The sequence below is a fragment of the Wolbachia endosymbiont of Drosophila aff. chauvacae BK-2020 genome (assembly GCF_032848195.1).
GTDB classification, from domain to species: Bacteria; Pseudomonadota; Alphaproteobacteria; order Rickettsiales; family Anaplasmataceae; genus Wolbachia; species Wolbachia pipientis.
Window position 1 is genome coordinate 622,800 of the sequence record NZ_CP136586.1, and the last position, 17,826, is coordinate 640,625.

The 17,826-nt window shown below is 35.9% G+C and carries 15 protein-coding genes, 1 tRNA gene and 1 pseudogene; 5 read left to right on the forward strand and 12 right to left on the reverse strand.

Going from position 1 to position 17,826, the window contains the following annotated elements; translation table 11 throughout:
* Window positions 1–15 precede the first annotated feature (15 nt).
* From R0F62_RS03280 to R0F62_RS03315, 8 genes and pseudogenes are all read right to left on the reverse strand, one after another.
* A complete protein-coding gene (locus tag R0F62_RS03280; RefSeq protein ID WP_317051317.1) occupies window positions 16–2,475 on the reverse strand; it encodes a hypothetical protein in 2,460 nt (819 codons plus the stop codon).
* A 33-nt stretch (window positions 2,476–2,508) separates the two neighbouring features.
* On the reverse strand, window positions 2,509–2,703 hold the full coding sequence (locus R0F62_RS03285) for a hypothetical protein (RefSeq protein WP_274979287.1): 195 nt from the start codon (window positions 2,701–2,703) through the stop codon (window positions 2,509–2,511).
* A gap of 233 nt (window positions 2,704–2,936) precedes the next feature.
* The gene (locus tag R0F62_RS03290) at window positions 2,937–4,364 is read right to left on the reverse strand and encodes a hypothetical protein (RefSeq protein ID WP_317051318.1); all 1,428 of its coding nucleotides are present in this window, start codon (window positions 4,362–4,364) and stop codon (window positions 2,937–2,939) included.
* Between the two features lie 378 nt (window positions 4,365–4,742).
* Window positions 4,743–5,472, reverse strand: a pseudogene (locus tag R0F62_RS03295) (hypothetical protein); the annotation flags it as partial.
* Between the two features lie 116 nt (window positions 5,473–5,588).
* A complete protein-coding gene (locus R0F62_RS03300) occupies window positions 5,589–7,082 on the reverse strand; it encodes a DegQ family serine endoprotease (RefSeq protein WP_010962868.1) in 1,494 nt (497 codons plus the stop codon).
* A gap of 3 nt (window positions 7,083–7,085) precedes the next feature.
* On the reverse strand, window positions 7,086–7,958 hold the full coding sequence (gene hflC, locus R0F62_RS03305; protein WP_274979289.1) for a protease modulator HflC: 873 nt from the start codon (window positions 7,956–7,958) through the stop codon (window positions 7,086–7,088).
* A gap of 2 nt (window positions 7,959–7,960) precedes the next feature.
* Window positions 7,961–8,995 (reverse strand): FtsH protease activity modulator HflK, encoded by a 1,035-nt coding sequence (gene hflK, locus R0F62_RS03310; RefSeq protein WP_010962866.1) that lies wholly within the window; start codon window positions 8,993–8,995, stop codon window positions 7,961–7,963.
* A gap of 82 nt (window positions 8,996–9,077) precedes the next feature.
* Window positions 9,078–9,293 carry a hypothetical protein gene (locus R0F62_RS03315; protein ID WP_006279848.1) on the reverse strand — a complete coding sequence of 72 codons (216 nt, stop codon included), beginning with the start codon at window positions 9,291–9,293 and terminating at the stop codon, window positions 9,078–9,080.
* Window positions 9,294–9,448: 155 nt separating this feature from the next.
* On the opposite strand from R0F62_RS03315, the gene walE1 reads away from it, so the two are divergent.
* The 4 genes from walE1 (at window position 9,449) to R0F62_RS03335 (ending at window position 12,408) form a co-directional block, all read left to right on the forward strand.
* Entirely contained in the window at window positions 9,449–10,972 is a 1,524-nt protein-coding gene (gene walE1 / locus R0F62_RS03320) for an actin bundler (protein ID WP_274979290.1), read from the forward strand.
* Between the two features lie 441 nt (window positions 10,973–11,413).
* A complete protein-coding gene (gene cutA / locus R0F62_RS03325; protein ID WP_006279213.1) occupies window positions 11,414–11,749 on the forward strand; it encodes a divalent-cation tolerance protein CutA in 336 nt (111 codons plus the stop codon).
* Window positions 11,740–11,814: transfer RNA gene (locus R0F62_RS03330), tRNA-Gln, on the forward strand. The genes cutA and R0F62_RS03330 overlap by 10 nt, the downstream gene beginning before the upstream one ends.
* Window positions 11,815–11,832: 18 nt before the next feature.
* Complete coding sequence (locus tag R0F62_RS03335; RefSeq protein ID WP_010962863.1) at window positions 11,833–12,408, forward strand: hypothetical protein; 576 nt, start codon at window positions 11,833–11,835, stop codon at window positions 12,406–12,408.
* A 15-nt stretch (window positions 12,409–12,423) separates the two neighbouring features.
* On the opposite strand, the gene R0F62_RS03340 is transcribed toward R0F62_RS03335, so the two are convergent.
* The 3 genes from R0F62_RS03340 to recG form a co-directional block, all read right to left on the reverse strand.
* Window positions 12,424–12,711, reverse strand: coding sequence for a hypothetical protein (locus R0F62_RS03340; protein WP_274979291.1), 288 nt, complete (start codon window positions 12,709–12,711; stop codon window positions 12,424–12,426).
* Between the two features lie 270 nt (window positions 12,712–12,981).
* Window positions 12,982–13,182: a hypothetical protein gene (locus R0F62_RS03345; RefSeq protein WP_010962861.1), complete on the reverse strand. Its 201-nt coding sequence runs from the start codon at window positions 13,180–13,182 to the stop codon at window positions 12,982–12,984.
* 595 nt (window positions 13,183–13,777) lie between these two features.
* A complete protein-coding gene (gene recG, locus R0F62_RS03350) occupies window positions 13,778–15,799 on the reverse strand; it encodes an ATP-dependent DNA helicase RecG (protein ID WP_274978958.1) in 2,022 nt (673 codons plus the stop codon).
* A gap of 296 nt (window positions 15,800–16,095) precedes the next feature.
* Here recG and R0F62_RS03355 point away from each other — a divergent pair, with 296 nt between their 5' ends.
* Window positions 16,096–16,923, forward strand: a complete 828-nt coding sequence (locus R0F62_RS03355) for a hypothetical protein (RefSeq protein ID WP_274978959.1) — start codon at window positions 16,096–16,098, stop codon at window positions 16,921–16,923.
* Window positions 16,924–16,926: 3 nt separating this feature from the next.
* On the opposite strand, the gene miaA is transcribed toward R0F62_RS03355, so the two are convergent.
* On the reverse strand, window positions 16,927–17,820 hold the full coding sequence (gene miaA / locus R0F62_RS03360; RefSeq protein ID WP_010082478.1) for a tRNA (adenosine(37)-N6)-dimethylallyltransferase MiaA: 894 nt from the start codon (window positions 17,818–17,820) through the stop codon (window positions 16,927–16,929).
* Window positions 17,821–17,826 lie beyond the last annotated feature (6 nt).

Consider the following 17,826-nt stretch of genomic DNA (forward strand, 5'->3'; position numbering starts at 1 on the left):
GAGCGGTGGATTAGATCAATTGCTTCTAAATTTTTTTATGGGAGAGTGCTGCTCGGCCTTAGTGGCATACAGGTCTGTGGATATTGTCAATTCTTCCATTCCCACACTCAACTCTAGAGTACGTTTTGGCGATCCTCCTCTAGTATTCTCACAATCCATAGACTCATAACCACTTGTTGTTGCCTCAGCTTTAGAGCTTACGTTTTCAGCATCAGTCGCCTCCGCTGAAGAGATACCGCTGTCTTTATTATCTTCGGACTTCATCTTTTCAGCTTTTGACGTACCTTTAGCAGGCCATTGCTCTTTCCTAAACGACTCTACTTCCGAACCATCATAATCACGGTTAATCCAGTATCCACCTTTGTCTTTTGTAATGGAAATATATTCTAATACGCTTTCATCGGGATAACAGGTTTTAATTGCTTCTTTAGGGGATAACCCATGTGCTTGCACCTGAAAATTTACCCATTTGTCCTTTTCAGATTTCACTGCCTTTTCGACGATGTTAATGTCGATATCTTTTATTTCTACTTTTCCCTCATGCTCCCGACTAAAAAGTTCTTTTAAGTTAAGTAAGGCACCACGACTTATATTAGCAACAACTGTTGTTTCTTGGTTTTTCTCACAATTAGAAAGAAATTGAAATGGAAACTCATTGAGATCATAGGCTTCTTCCTTATTGACACGATACTCTTTTTTCGTTTTATCTATTATCTCCTCTAAATACTCTTTTACATCAACACTATCATCAATTAAACTAGCAATCTTCCCATTTTTTACAATAAAGTTAGTATGAGGAGGATCCAAAGCATAATTATTTAAGTTAAACCAATAAAGCAATGCTTTAAACAACTTTTCTTCTTCCTTTTCCTTAGTAACTTGCTGTTTTTTAGGTTCCTCATTAGAAACCTCAGGATTTAAGAATGTTGAATCATCCCATGCTATAGGAGAAGAAATCGATGATGATCTACTCAAAGATAGCTGTGATTGATCACCAGTGGATTGACTTGAATCTATTTCCCCCGGCACCAACTGAAACAGCCCCCCTTTTCCTTCCTCTCTTTCTGATCCTTGCCTGGGAGGCCCCTCTAACCCTTCACCACGACTTCGCTCGGGAAACTTCTGTGTCGGTGATGACAACTCAGTTAAGCTAGAACTTGGACCACCACTTGAAGAACCAGAATCCTTAAGTTGTGGAGGTGAATCACCAAGACCACTATCGCTGTCTCCTCTAGATTCAAAAAACCTAGCTCCAGTTTGTTTAAGCGGTGTTCTTGGTGGCTCTGCATGTGTAGGAGGATTGAGTGGAGAAGTTACCGTCGAGGAGGATCGACTCGAGCTACGTCTCTTAAAATTCCCAAGATCAACTGCAAATTCAAAACGTCCGTTTATTTGATTATATGCAATTGGAGACCCCATAATTTTAGGAAGTAACTGAGCAATCTGCTTATTAGAGAAAGCATAAACTGGCTCTTTACAATTAGCAAATTGTGGATTTGCAGTTTTGCCTCTAATATCACTTATACAATCAAAACCATTAAATATTCCTCCATTAATCTTTGATGCACTCCTAGAACTTAAAGATTTCAACTGACCATTCTCTTCTATAAAAGGTATAAGAGCAAAACTATGCCCATTCTTTATTTTGTTTTTGTTTGTAAAGTCATCATAATCATACCCGTCAACAAACTTTCCTGTCGCTTTAAGAATTAGTTCACTCAAAACATTTTTACAATTTTCAACTTTAGACTCTACGCTGCCTGGAGTTCTAAAATCAAGCGCTACTCGCCCTTTAACATATCCTGTTACACTCCTGACTACCTTATCACTCACATTTTTAATGTATAACATACCATCTTTATATTCATAAAAGTCTGAACTCTTAAGACCACACGCCTCTAATCTTGAGTTAAATTCACTGATATAAAGACTCTTCAATAGCTCAAAAATCCTCGAATTATACCTTTTTTCGAGGTACTCGTTGCTAAAAGCTATACAGTATAGATAAGGACTACCTATCGCTCCTGTTCCAACAATTCCATTGACCCATTCATATGCTTGTTCCTTCGTTATTCCTACTAATGCTTGTAGAAGTGCAGCCACTTTAGATCTCACAGCCCCCTCAAACTCATTAGCAAAATGAACCTTCAAGTTACGAATTACTCCATTATCTGTAGAATCTGCAAGCTTTACTTTCACTATGCCATTATCTAAACCCTCTTTATCAGGATTAGCATCTAGAACAAATGGAAAATAGTTTAAGTTATAATATTCACTTGCTAACTCAGTTCCATCACTGTAGTGCTGCTTTATTATCTCCTCTCCTATTCTTCGCAGATATTCTTTTGTATTAGTACCACTAGCAAATAAACCAACAATCTTTTTACCTCGTACAATAAAATTAGTATTGACCTTATCAATACCATAATTATTTAAGTTAAATGCGTTAACTAGCTCTTTTGTAGCATTACCCATAACTCCCCCTACTAAAATTGTGATGAAACAACATTACTTACTTTTACCTTTACTACTGCCAGCACTAGTAGAGCTACTACTCTCCATTTGCGAGCCAGGCTTGCTACTTTTACGTCTCTGTCTTTCACGTGCCTCAAGCATTACCGGATTAGAACCGCTATACTTTTCATACCTGCTGCTTGGAGTAAACCCTTTATCGCTATCTTTTTTATCATTATTACTATACATATTGGCCCCTCAGTAAAAATATTATGTAACTAGTGTACTAAAAATAAATTGTAGTGCAAGCACTTTTTTTATATTTTTTAGTATAAATTTTATTCGTCATTTTTATACTCCTGGATTCCAGCGTCACGCACTGGAATGACATGGTGAGGCGTCATCCAAGTAGCTGACGCTGGTTTCCATCCAAGAGGGTGTCATCCCAGTGCCCAGACACTGGGATCTAACTACCTTCACGATTATGTCTTTCCTACTGATTGACCTTCTACACATTTCTCAACTTTTACATCATTAGTCAATCCTCTTGGTGATTGAGCATCATTCACAGAACCTTCATTCTCAGCACCATTCCAAACACCTATTTTAAAATTGGCAAGTTCTTTTGCAAGTTCGGTGTAAAGGTTATCCGCTTCTTTCTTATTAACATTACCATTCAGACGGCTTGCTGCATAACTAGCAGACTCGTTTTTCTTCCCATTATCAAGCTTGTTTCCTTGTCCATTAGTGGGTGGCGTGGTTCCTCTTCCATTAACACTAGTATTCGCATCCCTTTCTCGGAAACCAATATTCTTTATTTTATTAAAATTAATTTTTATCCCACTTGCCACAGTCTTCTTGTCTGGAAGTTGCGGTGGACACACCTCTTTCTTCGGTTCAGGCTTCGCTTTTTTCTCTTCATTCACTTTTTCTGGTTTTTGTGAATTTTCATGATATTTTCTTTCAAGCTCAGCAAGACGGAATAGATGTTTCAAAGGATCTGACGCAATTTCAAGTTCTGGTTTGCTCAGAACAACCGGTCTTACAAATCCTGGTGAAATTTCAAAAAGGAAAACTGGCACTTTAGGTTTTTCTCTTTCATCCACTTTCATTTCTACGTTTTCGCAAACTTCTTTAGTTGCTTCTAATGATGTTTTTTCTGCTTTTTTATCTTCTTTTTCTGTAGATGCCTCTACCGCAGCCGCCAACTCAACTCCAAACATCTCTGCGAACATTGTAACAATCCATCCGACAACGGCCATTTGTAACCTGAGTTTCAGATCTTGCAATGCAGTTAATCTTTCTAACGCCCTTGCAAACTCTTCTTCTGATAACTCACCACTGCCTAATTTTTCCTGCAATTCTTTTATCTCTTTGTCCAACTTCTGATTGCAACTTAAATCGTGTGCAAAAATCTTCTTGATTAACTCCTTAAGCTTATCATGCAAAAACTTCATTATCGCACCAATCAGGTTTTTTTCTTTCTTCTCCTTGAGCATTTGGTAGATTTTCGGATCATCTACATCTACTTCAAAAAGGTTGAAGAGAGATTCAAAGAAATTCCAGAAATCTCCGAGTACTCTTCCTTTTTCACCAATGAAGTAATCCTCATCATCACCTTCTCCGATATGTAGCTCTGCTTGAGATGATGTTTCATCGATACAACTAGAAGCCTGACGCTCACACTCGAGCCTCCTGAGCAAATCTTGCCTGGTAAGCTCCTCTATGGCTGCTTTTAGTTCATTTAGCTTCTGCTCTGCAGAGAAATCTTGCTCCCTGATTTTTCCTTGGAAGATTGAGCTACCGTTTCCGTTATTATCTGAAAAATTTTCCATTATTTTTGCCTCCTCAATAAAATTACTGCCTTGGTTGTTACCTGAAAAGCTTTCCACCATTTTTACTTCCTTCATAAAACTTAATAATTTAATTCTACAGTACTAAATATTTAAGAACTATTAATGTAAAGATGTCAATAAAATTATTTACACTTTTATACTATATATATTATATCATGTGCTATTTAACCTTTCAATAATATTTTTTATTTTTACTGCTTCTTCAAACTCTAGTATGCGCTTTTCTTAAATTATCCTTATTAATATTTGCTTTTGCCTCTATCCCACTTTTTCTTGTAAAGTATTTGATATAGATTTTATTATACTCTTTGGCATAACATTTGCAACATACTTTATCTATAAATGGAAATTATTATACTTGCAGCTAGACACAATTTGAAATAATTTACACTATAAAGTTAAGGAACGAGATCCCAGATACAAGTGTCTGGGCACTGGGATGACAGGAGGGGGGGTTGGAATGACACCAGTATGGTTATTAATTGAATAAATAACCTCCTTATTTTCAGAAATCATTGGCAAACAAATGTGATGCCATATGTTTTTTGGCTTAGATAAGAGGTGCCCAGTTAAGTCTTCCAGGTGGAGCCTATGCATCACAAGCACAATTACTCCTTTTTTTCTATCGTTGAGTCTCGTTACTAAAGTCTGATCGAACCAGTTTGTGGCACGTTTTCTAAATGTTTCACTCAAAGCTTGAGCAGGGTTAAGCGGATCATCCACAATAATAGAGTCACCACCTTCACCGGTTAATGTTCCTCCAACTGATGTTGCGATTCTGTATCCTCTCTGCACTGTTTGGAATTTATATTTAGTGTTCTGGTCTTTGGATAGTTCTACCTCTGGAAATAGTTCTTTATACCAATCAGATTGCATTATGCACCTGGTATCAAGCGAATGTTTTTCACTAAGCAACTTAGAATAACTTGCAACTATTATTCTTGCAGTTGCCCAGTATCCATGCGGGCCACGCAACACTCATACATATGGACTTCATTGAACGCGGAGGCATATTGAATATTATGCGCCTTACTTCGCCAGCATTCGCTGCTTCCAGCCTTTCTGCTATGACTTTTATGTACTGATAATCATTATACTCACATCCCGGCACCACTGTTTGAAAGCACAGTTCAATGAATTTTAGAAAATTTATATTATCCATATGTGTATTTTAGTGAATGGAATGTAGACTTTAATAGTTTTGATTTGTCTTGTAAGATTGAGGTGTTACAGTGACAGGCTTACAATGCTGCTAATTTAGTAAATAACCTACGAGTGCTATTTCTTCAACTTTATCGAAGTAAAGAATTGATTTCCATTGCGGTAAATGAGCAACATTATTGAATCTTTACCGTTTTTCTTTACTGCTGAATCAACTTGTTTTTGAAAATCATTAGTATTTTCTATATCGGTTCCATCTAATTGGATAATAATGTCTCCTTTTTTAATACCACGCAACGTGGCATTACTGTTACTATCTACATTGGTAACTATCACACCTTTTGTAGGTACATTATTTTTACTTTCTTTTGATTCTTTTGGCAGATTTGAAACAGTTAAACCGGTTACATAATCAGATGTTGATTTATTTTCTTCTTGATTGTTATCTTGGCCATCATTTGTAGATTCTCCGATCACAACTTTAATATTAACCTCTTTGCTCTTTCTAAGTAACTTAACTTGCACTTTTTTCTCAGGTCCAGCTCTTGAAACCATTTGAGGTAATTGTGTCATTCTATCGATTTTTTTACCGTCAAATTCTAATAATATATCACCTACTTTAATCCCACCTTTTTCTGCAGGACTATCCTTTACTATACTTGCAACCAATGCGCCTTTTATATCTTTTAAACCCAAGGACTCAGCAAATTCTTTCGTTATAGGCTGAACTTGCACACCAAGCCAACCATGTTTTATTTTTTTGCCACTTTTTAATGTGTCAATAATTGACATAGCTAAATTAGATGGTATGGCAAAACCTATACCCACGTTGCCGCCAGACTCAGATGGAGAATAGATAGCAGTATTAATACCTATAACTTTTCCATTTAAATCAAATAACGGTCCTCCAGAATTACCCCTATTAATTGCAGCATCAGTTTGAATAAATTCATTCATAGTGCCAATACTAATGTCCCTGGACCTTGCAGATATAATTCCTGTGCTTACAGAGCCACCCAAACCAAATGGGTTACCTATTGCCATAACCGTATCACCAACCCTTGCTTTATCAGAATCACCAAATGCAACAGAAGAAAGATCTTTATCAGAATTAATCTTAAGCACAGCAAGATCAGTTCTTGCATCATAGCCTAAAACTTCTGCTTTGAAATAAGTATTATCGTTCATAGTAACTGTGATATCTTTGGCGTTTTTAATAACGTGATAATTGGTTACTATAGTTCCACCTTTATCTATAATAAACCCAGAACCAAGCAACACCACCTCTTTGTTAACACTAGGGCCCCTATCCATAAAAAACTGATCAAAATGCTCAAAAAACTCTCTAAAATCATCAAAAAAATTATTTCCTGGCATAGATGGAACTCTAGTTCTGCTGTTATTTTCTTGTTTGATGATTTGTTCGCTTGAAATATTTACAACCGCAGGAATGAGTTCTTCCACTAAATCGGCAAGTCCTTGATTACAGTTGCATGCAGTAGTGCTAGCATCAACGACCTTTTTTGCATTCCAATCAAACATATTAGCATACGAAGAAAACGCAATTAGAAAATATGCAAATATAGATAAAATAAATGCCTTACTTTTCATAGACTATTTCCACCCCTTATTTAAAATATCTAAAAAGTTATTGTTTGGTGAAAGTACAAATTTAGTATTATTTTCGGCAAATGATTTACTGTAAGCGCTCATAGAGCGATAAAAGTTAAAGAACTCTTCATCGACCTTAAATGCCTCATTATAAATTCTAGTTGCTTCAGCATAACCACGGCCCCTTATTTCGTACGATTCTTTTACTGCACTGGAGATAATTTCCCTTTTTAATTTATCAGCTTTTGATCTAACTTCCTGCCCAGCTTGCTCTCCTTCTGCTCTAATTTCTTTTGCTTCTTTTTCCCTTTCAGTTTGCATACGGCGAAATATTGCAGAACTATTTTCTTCTGGTAAGTCTGCTCTCTTAATTCTTACATCTATTATTTCTATGCCAAATTTTTCAGCTTCAGAATAAACTCCACGCTGAATCAATTGCATAACCTCTGATCTTTTTTCATTCAACAAGCTAATCAACGAAAATCTGCCTATATTTTCTCTTATGTGTGCTTCTATAACCGGATATAATCTTCTAACCAGACCTGATTCATTCCTCACAGCCTGGTAAAAAGTAACAGGATTTGTTATTTTATATTTTGCATACGCATCTACTATAATACGTTTTTGATCCGCTGTTATCACTTCCCTTGGGACCTTATCAGGACTTAAATCTAAAACTCTTTTATCAAGAAACTCTACACTATTTATGAATGGCAACTTAAAATATAAGCCACTTTCCCTAACATCCCTTACAACTTTACCGAGTTGTATAACTATCGCTTGCTTTGTTTCTTGCACAACAAATATTGAATTAAATAAAACAATCAATAAAACAACAAATACAGAAACAAAAACAATTTTAATATTACTACTCATGGTTATTTTCCTAAATTTGTAAGAGGTAAATAAGAAAACATACCTTTCAGATCATCAGTTACAACAACTTTGTCTACCTTACTGAAAATATTTTCCATAGTTTCAAGATAAATACGATTCTTAACGAGAGAAGGATTCTGTCTATATTCCTCATAAAGAGATAAAAAGCGATTTGCATTACCTTTTGCTTCATTTATTATTTCATTTTCATATGCTTGTGCATCTAATTTTATCTTTATCGCTTCACCCTTTGCTCGAGGTATAATATCATTATTATAAGCATATGCTTCGTTTATAGTACGCTCTTTGTCTGCACGAGCACTTTGTACATCTCTAAACGAACTGATTACTTTTTCTGGTGGATCAATTTTTTTCATTTGAACAGATAAAATCTCTATACCCATTTGGTATCCATCAAGAATCTGCTGCAATAGAATTCTAGTATCTCTAGAAATTTCTGGTCTGCCTTGACCAAGTGCAAAAGAGATCGTATTTTTACCTATTATTTCTCTCATGGCACTTTCAGCAGCATTTTTAACACTGAAACCGGGTTTGTAATCCCGCACTTTGAATAAATAGTCCTTAGCATCTCTAACGCGCCACTGAACCTCGAAGTTAACGTTGACTATATTTTCATCTCCAGTTAGCATCACGCCTTCACCGCGATCTGTATCTCGCCCATAAGAACTACTTACCCCAATTTCTTCACGATTTACTTCCTTAACGTTCACTTTAAAAACCTTGCCAATAGGGTAGGGGAAGTGATAACGCAAACCAGGTGTTTCTGTATTAGAATATTTACCAAAGGTAAGTTCTATACTTTCTTCACTAGGATGGACAATATAAAAGCCAGTGCAAGCATAGAACAGCAAAATAATGAAAATGATGAAATAAGGTTTTTTGCCCCTGTTTCTGGTTAATCCATTAAGAAAGAACCTTATATCAGATACAGCTTTACTTAAAATATCTTCATTATTAGGAGTTTTGTTCCCTACCGGTTTCTTTCCCAGATTCCAAGGATTATTATCATCAAACATAATGATTGATTCTATAATTAATACGCTAATATTACTTCTTTAATAAGAAAATGCAAACATAAATTGCTATTTTATTTACAAATTAATCATCAGGATGGAAAACATGATCGTACACTTCCTTTTCTCTATGTAATATGGTCGACTCTATGGAATTTTCTGGCTTTTTTTTGAATTCTTTGTTGTCACTCTTTAAGTGCACTACGTCTTTGTGAAAATGGGAATTATACCTAAATAGTAAAGCTATTATTATTAAAGTTATAACAGCCAAAAAGATGAGTGTTCTTTTTCTATACTTCATAAATGCTGCAGCTTCTTGACCTAATTTTCTATATTACCACAAAACACGTCAAGCGAAATTATTTGAAGACAAATAAATACTGGCAATCAATTTAACACTAACTTAAGAATCAAGGAATACAATTATAATATATTTAATTAATAGTGAGGTTTAAAATGTTACATAATGAAAAAAATTCAAATTCTGTTGGAACTCAACAAAACCAACCAGAAGATAGTTTTGATTTGAATAAAACGATGCAAAATCTACCAAATTCAGATATTGCTAATGATCACAAGAAGCTAAAAGAAAGAATGACTGACCTGTTAAAAGGAGATACAGAATTCTCTAAGATGAAACAAGGAGATAAGATTCTTGTAGTAAGTACAGCAAGTGGATTATTTACGGCAGTACTACCACTTTTGGCAGTTGGTGCAACACTTGCTATACCGGGTGCTATAGTTGGTCTTGCTTTATATTTCGCTGTAAAAGTCGCTGTAAAAGCAGTTCAATCTGGATATAAAGGGCTCAAGTGGTCAGCAGAAAAAACAGTTGATGGGGCGAAATATACTGCTGGGAAAGTTAAGGACGCATCAACATACGCTGCCGGAAAAGTTAGAGATGGTGCTATGCATGTTAAAGATAAGGTGAAAGAAGGTTATGAACATTCAGTAGATTCACTGAAAAAAGGCGCTAGTTTTGTAGGCGAAGGAGTGGCAAATAAGTTCCATAAGGCATCTGGTGAGACGGACTATTTAGATAAGGTAAAAAGGTTTACTCTAGATGCAATGAAGAAATCTGACGAAATAAGAAATGATATGAAAGCAATTTTTGCTGATAAAGGAAATAATTCTGGGTTAGTGAAAAATATACTTTCTGGAATATCGTCAGAAATTGATTTAAAAATGGCAGAGAAGGTAAAATCAGGGGAGATTGAACATACTTCTGGATGGCAAGTACAGAAAGAATTCGTTAATAATTTAAATGAAAAAAGCTTGCATAACTTGTTAACACAAAGGTCATTACCTAAAGGTAGTTATTTCATTGACAGTGTTTTCTCTGAACATCACGATGAAATTAAGAAGGTTATTAAAGAATGTAGAGAAAATCATTTGTACTCAAGCGTAAGCAATATGTTTGACAGAGCAGAGAAAAAAACTAACAGGCCTTCTGTCAAAAGTTTAACTAGGTCTGTGTCATCATCATTCTCTTCACTGGGAAGAAAAGGCTCTGAACAATCTAACAGCTTGTCAAAAAGCAATTCACTAAATTCTATAGGAACTGAAAGTACTGCTACTGTCTCTGATTCAGATTCTCAGAACTTTGCAACAGTCCGTAGAAGCAATTCATCTAGTAGCTTAACTCCTAAGCTTACTCCAGTTGCTCCACCAGAACTACCTAGAAGCGCCTCATTGACTAACTTAAATGGACAAAGTTCTTTCAGTGAAGGTGTTCTCAGTGATCCTATTGTGGAGCAAAACCTGGATAGTTTGAGTAACAGAACTCTCACTCACAGTAATTCTACTGATAGTGGAATGGGTTCTGGTTCTTCTACGCTAACAAGAAAACAAGTTCTTCCTTTAAAAGAAGAATTTGACAGAGAACTCGAAGAAAAGTTGGCAAAACGACGCGCATCTCTAGATCAACCTAGTGCAGAACCTGTCAACTCAAGAGCTACAGCAACTCCAGGAACAGTGTAATAAGTAAAACTTCTACCTTCTCCAAAAGGATGTTACTCAATGAGTAACGTCCTTTTTTTGTTTTTAAACTATAGAAAAATCCTAGATCCCAGCGGTATGCGTACAACCGTATGAACATTGTGATTTCTCTGCTAGGAAAGGTGTCATCCGAGTAGCTGACACTGGGATCCAGGAAAGTTTGCTTGTTTACAAGCAAACTAGCATAGGAAGTGGTTACAACGTTTTCGATGAGATTATATGGAAAACTGGATTCCAGTGTCAAGCACTGGAATGACATCACAGGGGCACTGGGATGACACTTTTACGTTTGAGGCAAACTAGCTATAACACTTAACATACTACCTTTGCAAACAAATGTTCATACAGTACGCGCTGGCGTTATTTTCTCTTGATGAATAAATCTCGGTAGAGTATAGTAGCAATGCATTTATGTAGCTACTAATGAATAATTTAGTTTTGGTTTATACAACTTTTTCAAATTTTGAGGAGGCTAAAACTGTTTCTGAAGAATTGTTAAACGAGAAATTAATTGTATGTGTAAATATATTTCCCGAAGTGAATTCTCTGTATTTATGGGAAGGTAAAATTAGTAATAGTTGTGAAGTAGTGGCAATTATGAAGAGCAGGAATGATCAAGTTGATAAAATTGTAGAAAAAATCGAAGCAATGCATTCTTATGATCAGCCAGCTATTGCTGTGATGCCCATAGAAAAAGCAAATAAATCTTTTACTAATTGGGCTAATAGTGTTATTGATGTAAGTAGTATTGGGGTGTAGCCAAGTGGTAAGGCAGCGGTTTTTGATACCGCCACGCGAAGGTTCGAATCCTTCCACCCCAGCCATATTGAAGTGGGTGTGAAATGATATCACTTTTCTATAAATTAAGATTATTGAATTATATATTAGGTAGTCTAAAAGATATAATTGTGAAACTGTTTCTCTTCACAATGTATCTTTACACATTCAGCATTGTGCTCATGTTTCTCAGCAATGGTTTTTGGTATGCTGTAGAATTTTGCTCTTTCAAAAATGCGTTTTACCGTTTGTTTCAATATTGCAAGTGGTATTATGAAAATAGGGAAGATCTCGGTTACGGAATTTCTATTCGAATATTAGTGGCGTTTCTTACTCCGCATTTTCTCTATAAATTATTACTTGGCACAGGCTGGAAGTCCTTTTTAAAGGAAAAGATAATACAGATACTCAACACAAGAAGAAAAAAGGGTAGTGAGTTCAGTAACAGTAGCAAACCAAGTGGCAGTAGTTATAGTGATAAGAATAATTACAGCAATAACAGTGGTAACAATGAGCGTCAAGCTCAAGATGCAAAGCGAAAAGTAAACATGATAAAGCAGCTATTAATCAAAGATATAGAGGCAACTATAGATAGGAGATTGAATTATATTTTTTTCGGTAAAAGGAGTAAACCTCATTAAGTATATAAAAAGGCTTTATCTAGTAAGGCTTTTTAAGGTTGGCTGTATTTTATTTTTTACGTATACCGGATCACAATCAGCCAATATACATGTGTGCACAAAATCTTGACTACAGTCTGACAACCAAGAAATTGCCTTACGTTTTTCTACCAAGCTTTCTGTTTTTTTACAGTTACTTGCTGCATCAATCATTGCCTGCGCTATTACTGATTTCCACAGCAAATAATACCTTTGTATATCATCTGACGTACTATTTGTTTCATAGTGGTTAAAAAATTCTTTAAAATTGAAGTTGTTTGACATAATGATACCTCTTTGGATTGAAATTTGAAATGATTTGAGTTTATGTCGCCACAGCAGATTCCGCTAACAAGCAGCGGGATAACGAATTACTTAACCGTCATTACACCGTCATACCGCGATTCATTCGCGGTATCTCGCTAACAAGCAGCGGACCGTCATACCGCCGCGGCGCTAACAAGCAGCGGGATGACGGTTGTCAGGCCAGCGCCCCCATGATGTCATTCAAGTAGCTGACACTGGTTCCTTTATGACGGCAGTGCCCCTATGGTGTCATCCCAGTGTTCCTATGATGTCATCCCAGTGCCCAGACACTGGGATCCAGGAATTTTGATTGGACACTGGGTTGGTAAGCATAAAAGTGTTATGTAAAATACAACGTTCTTGATGGGATTGTGTGAAATGCTGGATCCCAGTGTCTGGGCACTGGGATGACACCATAGGAGGCTGCTTGGATGACAAAAAAAGGAGCACTGGAATGACAGCAATCTACGTCATACCGCGATTCATTCGCGGTATCTCAGCCGCTAACAAGAGATCCCGCTAACAAGCAGCGGGATGACGGTTGTCGTTTAGCCATAAACATTAAGAAATTTACCAAATGAAAAAAAAGGCAAAAGAAGCCCCGTGGTTATTATCCGCTTTAAAATATTGGCGTTTTTTATGTTTTAAACGCTTGACAAGCGAGATTCAGCCGCTTTTAATTGCAACTAACTTACGCTACAAATGTTTAAGAAATTTACTAAGCAGAAAAAAAGACAAAGAATCCCCGAGTTAGCTAGTCTTTTACTATCTCTGTCGAGTATTGGCATTTTTTGATGTCTTGTAACGCTTTATAAGCGCGTTCAGCTTATTTAGATAAAAATCTAGATGTAGATGAAGTTTTGTAAAGACATACAGTATCTATATACTGCAAAAAATTGAACATAAGACGCCGATACATTAAGTAATCCTTACCTTTTAATCTGCAGATTGGCGAAAGCAAATACAATAGCTTCACTATCATGATAAGTGGGCTGGCGAAGGGTGTCAAGTAAGTTTTTTCGTTTCTGTGGGCTACCTGGTTTTCCTACTGAAATTTTGAAAAATGTAATCTACTCCTATATTCAAATATATCAAGCAGTAATTCAAAATCAGCCATTGCGCCTTTTGCGTTATTATACGCGAGATTGAGCAGCTCTTTGTCCTGATATAAATCAGCAAATTTAAATTCCATACATCCTGATTGTTTTGTGCCTAAAATATCTCCACTGCCTCTTAGCATCATATCCCTTTCAGCAATGTAAAATCCATCTTGTGACTCACACATGATCTTTAACTTTGAAGATGAGCTTTTACTTAAATTATCGTATAATAATACACAAAAAGATGGCTTGTTTCCTCGCCCTACTCTGCCTCTTAACTGATGCAATTGTGATAACCCAAATTGCTCTGCATTTTCTATAATCATGATGGTTGCATCTGGCACATCTATACCAACTTCTATCACAGTGGTTGCAACAAGCAGAGAAAATTCATTCCTTTTGAAGGAAAACATAACTTGATCTTTCTTCTCCTGAGTCAATTTTCCGTGTATTATCCCGACTTTATCAAGAAATGTTTTTTGTAATTCCTGAAAACGCATCTCTGCTGCAGCAATATTGGTCTCTTCGTTTTCTTCTATATATGGACAAATCCAATATGCTTTTTCGCCCCTGTTTATAGCACCTTTTAGCTTTTCAATAACATCTGGCACCCTACTAATGTTCATAGTTACAGTTTTTATTGGCAATCTGGATTTTGGTTTTTCTTTCAAAATTGAACATTCAACATCACCATACATAGCTTGCTGCAAGGTTCTTGGAATGGGAGTTGCAGTAACGAAAAGTATATCGGCATTTTCTCCTTTTCCTACCAAGCGATTTCTCTGCATCACTCCAAATCGCTGTTGTTCGTCTATGACTGCAAGCCCTAAATTTTTAAATGTAACGTTAGCTTGAAATAGTGCATGAGTGCCAATCACTATATTTAAAACACCACTTGCAAGTTCGTTCATGATAATCTTTCTTTCCTTGCGCGAAGTTTTACCAGTAAGCAGCGCAACTTTTATATCGGTACAGGATAAAACTTCCTCAATCCAATTATAATGTTGCTCCGCCAAGATAGTAGTCGGTGCCATTAGAGCTGCCTGCATGTTGTTTTCTACCACATTTATCATTGCAAAAAGTGCAACTACGGTTTTGCCACTACCAACATCACCTTGCAGCAAGCTTATCATGCGATACTTGGATTTTTGTCTCTCTGAGATCTCATCTATTGCACGAGTTTGATCATTTGTTAATTGAAACGACAATTCATTTAAAACTTGCTCTTTGTATTTACTCAATATTATAAATTCTCTTCCCCTTTCTTTCACATGATTTTTTCTTGCAAGTTTCAGCGCTAGCTGATACGCAAACAATTCATCATAAGCAAGCCTTTTTCTACAAACCTCAGCTTCCACCAATGAGCTTGGTCTGTGCAACTTTATGATGCTTTCCCTCCAACTTAACCATTTTTTTTGCTTGATTAATGTATCATCTATCCACTCTGGTAAATCAGGCAATTCCTTTAGATTAGAGCTTATTATGTTCCCAATGCGCTTATTGGTAATGCCACGGCATAATTGGTAAACTGGCTCTATGCAAGCTATTTCTTTAAATTGGTTGATGTCAAGCGACACGTAATCTGGATGAGTAATTTGCCAATGTTCAGCAAATTTTTCGAGTTTGCCACTGATGATCACATTCGCTCCAATTGGAAATAGTTTATATAAATACTTAACTGAGTAATTAAAAAAGACTATGAATATATACTGACTCTCACTTTCAACGACTATTTTATATGGTCTACCTCTAAAAGTGGGCGACTGATGCTCATAAACTTTTGCAATGAAAGTTGTAAATTCTCCAACTCGAGCATCAGATAGTAACTTGCTTCTATCCACATAACTAAGTGGCTTATAAAACAGCAGATCCACCACCTTGTCCCCACCACAAAGTTTAGGCAATATTGCGGAATGGAACTTAGGTATATTCTCCAGCCTGCTATTTAGAAAAATCTGATTGCTCATTGAGATTCATACATGTGTAAAACTGTTATAGAGCCTTTTTAAAATCTTGTCACCTTATGGTCAGGTATGCACTATAGCTAGCACAGCTCTCTAACGTTATACCGCGATTCATTCGCGGTATCTCAGCCGCTAACACGTAACGGAATGACGAATTTGTTGTTTTTAAAATCGTCGGTAAGCCTAAGTTACCCCTAACTATATTTGCTATCATAGGGCTTATAGTAGGTATTTTATTAACTTATTAATCATTTTTATGTATTATTATACCATTAGCAGTCTATATCAAGGTATTAATGATGAACGGCTCTACACCAAAAGAAAAGGAAAATCCAATAGTTACACTAAGAGCTCAAGCAGAAAAGTTTGGTTTTAGCAGGTTGAGGGCTGGTAAAGATAATGCTGAAGCGAATTCTGGTGCAACTATGTACGTAGATCTTCCAAGAATGAAACTTGTTATTCAGAACAAAGTTATAACAAAAGAGCTTGTTGATGAATTATATAATAAACATACCAACCTCATTTCAAATGACAAAAATAAGTACCGCCAATTTGTAAAACAGGTTTTTACAGAGCTATTTGAATATGCTGAAGCAGAAGTTCCAAATGATTCTATTCTAGAAGAACTAATCACTAATTGTAACCAGGCTGCTTATGTGGGTGGATTGTATGGTAAAGGAGGACCTATCCTTCATTTAGCTGAAACATATGGATTATTGTTTCAGTCTAATCATGTAACACATATTAATTGTAGTGATCCAAGTCATGCGGCAATCAGAATTGAAGAAAAAATTGCAGTTCGCACTTTTGCAGAACTGGAAGAAGAATTATGTAAATTGGATAGCTCGCTAGAATTCACACTTAAGTCTCAAGGTGATAAAAATGTAACATATGAAGATGGTAAATTGTCACTTACTGTTCCTAAGAGACTGAAGGACTATAATATAGGTGATAAAAACTTGTTTGACGTTATAAAAGAGTGTTTTCAGAAATTTTGCGAGAGGCTTGGATTTTTTAAAATAAAAATAGAGCATGGCTTGGATAAGCCACCAAAAGTGAACAGCCATCTGGAAAATATGGAACCGCCCATTCATAGCAATGAGTATGGAAATACACCTGGAAACTAACAATTAAAATATTTCAAGCGCTGTTAGCTCATTTGCACAATCAATGACTTCAGAACTTGGGAACTGGTTTTTAAACCAAGTGTACTGGCGTTTTGCGTAGTGTCTTGTGTTTGTTTGAGCAATCTGTATCGCTTCGTCTAAAGTAATCTCACCTTTCAAATACTTTACAATTTCTGGCACTCCATGTGCTTTCATAGCTGGCAAATTTGGAGCTAAGTTCATACTAAGTAGCTTTTTTACTTCATCAATTGCTCCATTTTCGATCATTTTGATAAAACGAGAATTTATTTTTTGGTATACATCCTCACGTTTAGGCAAAATTGTATATATCTTAAAATTATCGAATAAAGGAGGCTGTCTATTTTCTTGCCATACAAAGATTGTCTTACCAGTTTCAGTGATAACTTCAAGTGCTCTTGAAAGACGGTGCGAGTCATTAATACAGATTTTATCTTGAACTTTTGAGTCTTTGCTTAATACTAATTTATAGAACTCCTCTTTACTTAAATTTTTCCTGAGCTCACTTACGTTTTTTCTCACTTCCTGACTTATTTGTGGCATTGATGATAAGCCTTTGATGAAACTGCTGATGTAAAGCCCGCTTCCTCCAGTGATGATAGGTATTTGAGCATTTTCTAATGCGTGATTAACTTCTTTTTCTAAATCCTCTAACCATAGACCCACGGAATAATTTTCTTTTGCTGAAACATAACCATATAATTTATAAAATTCTTCTTGCTTTAGTGGTTGAGCAGTAATTATGGGAATTTCTTTGTATACCTGCTTTGAATCACAATTTATTATACTAATATTTCCATATTTTTCTCTCAGGTTATCGCATAATTCTGATTTACCTGAGGCCGTAATTCCTGTAATAATTACTATATTATTTTTCATTTATAT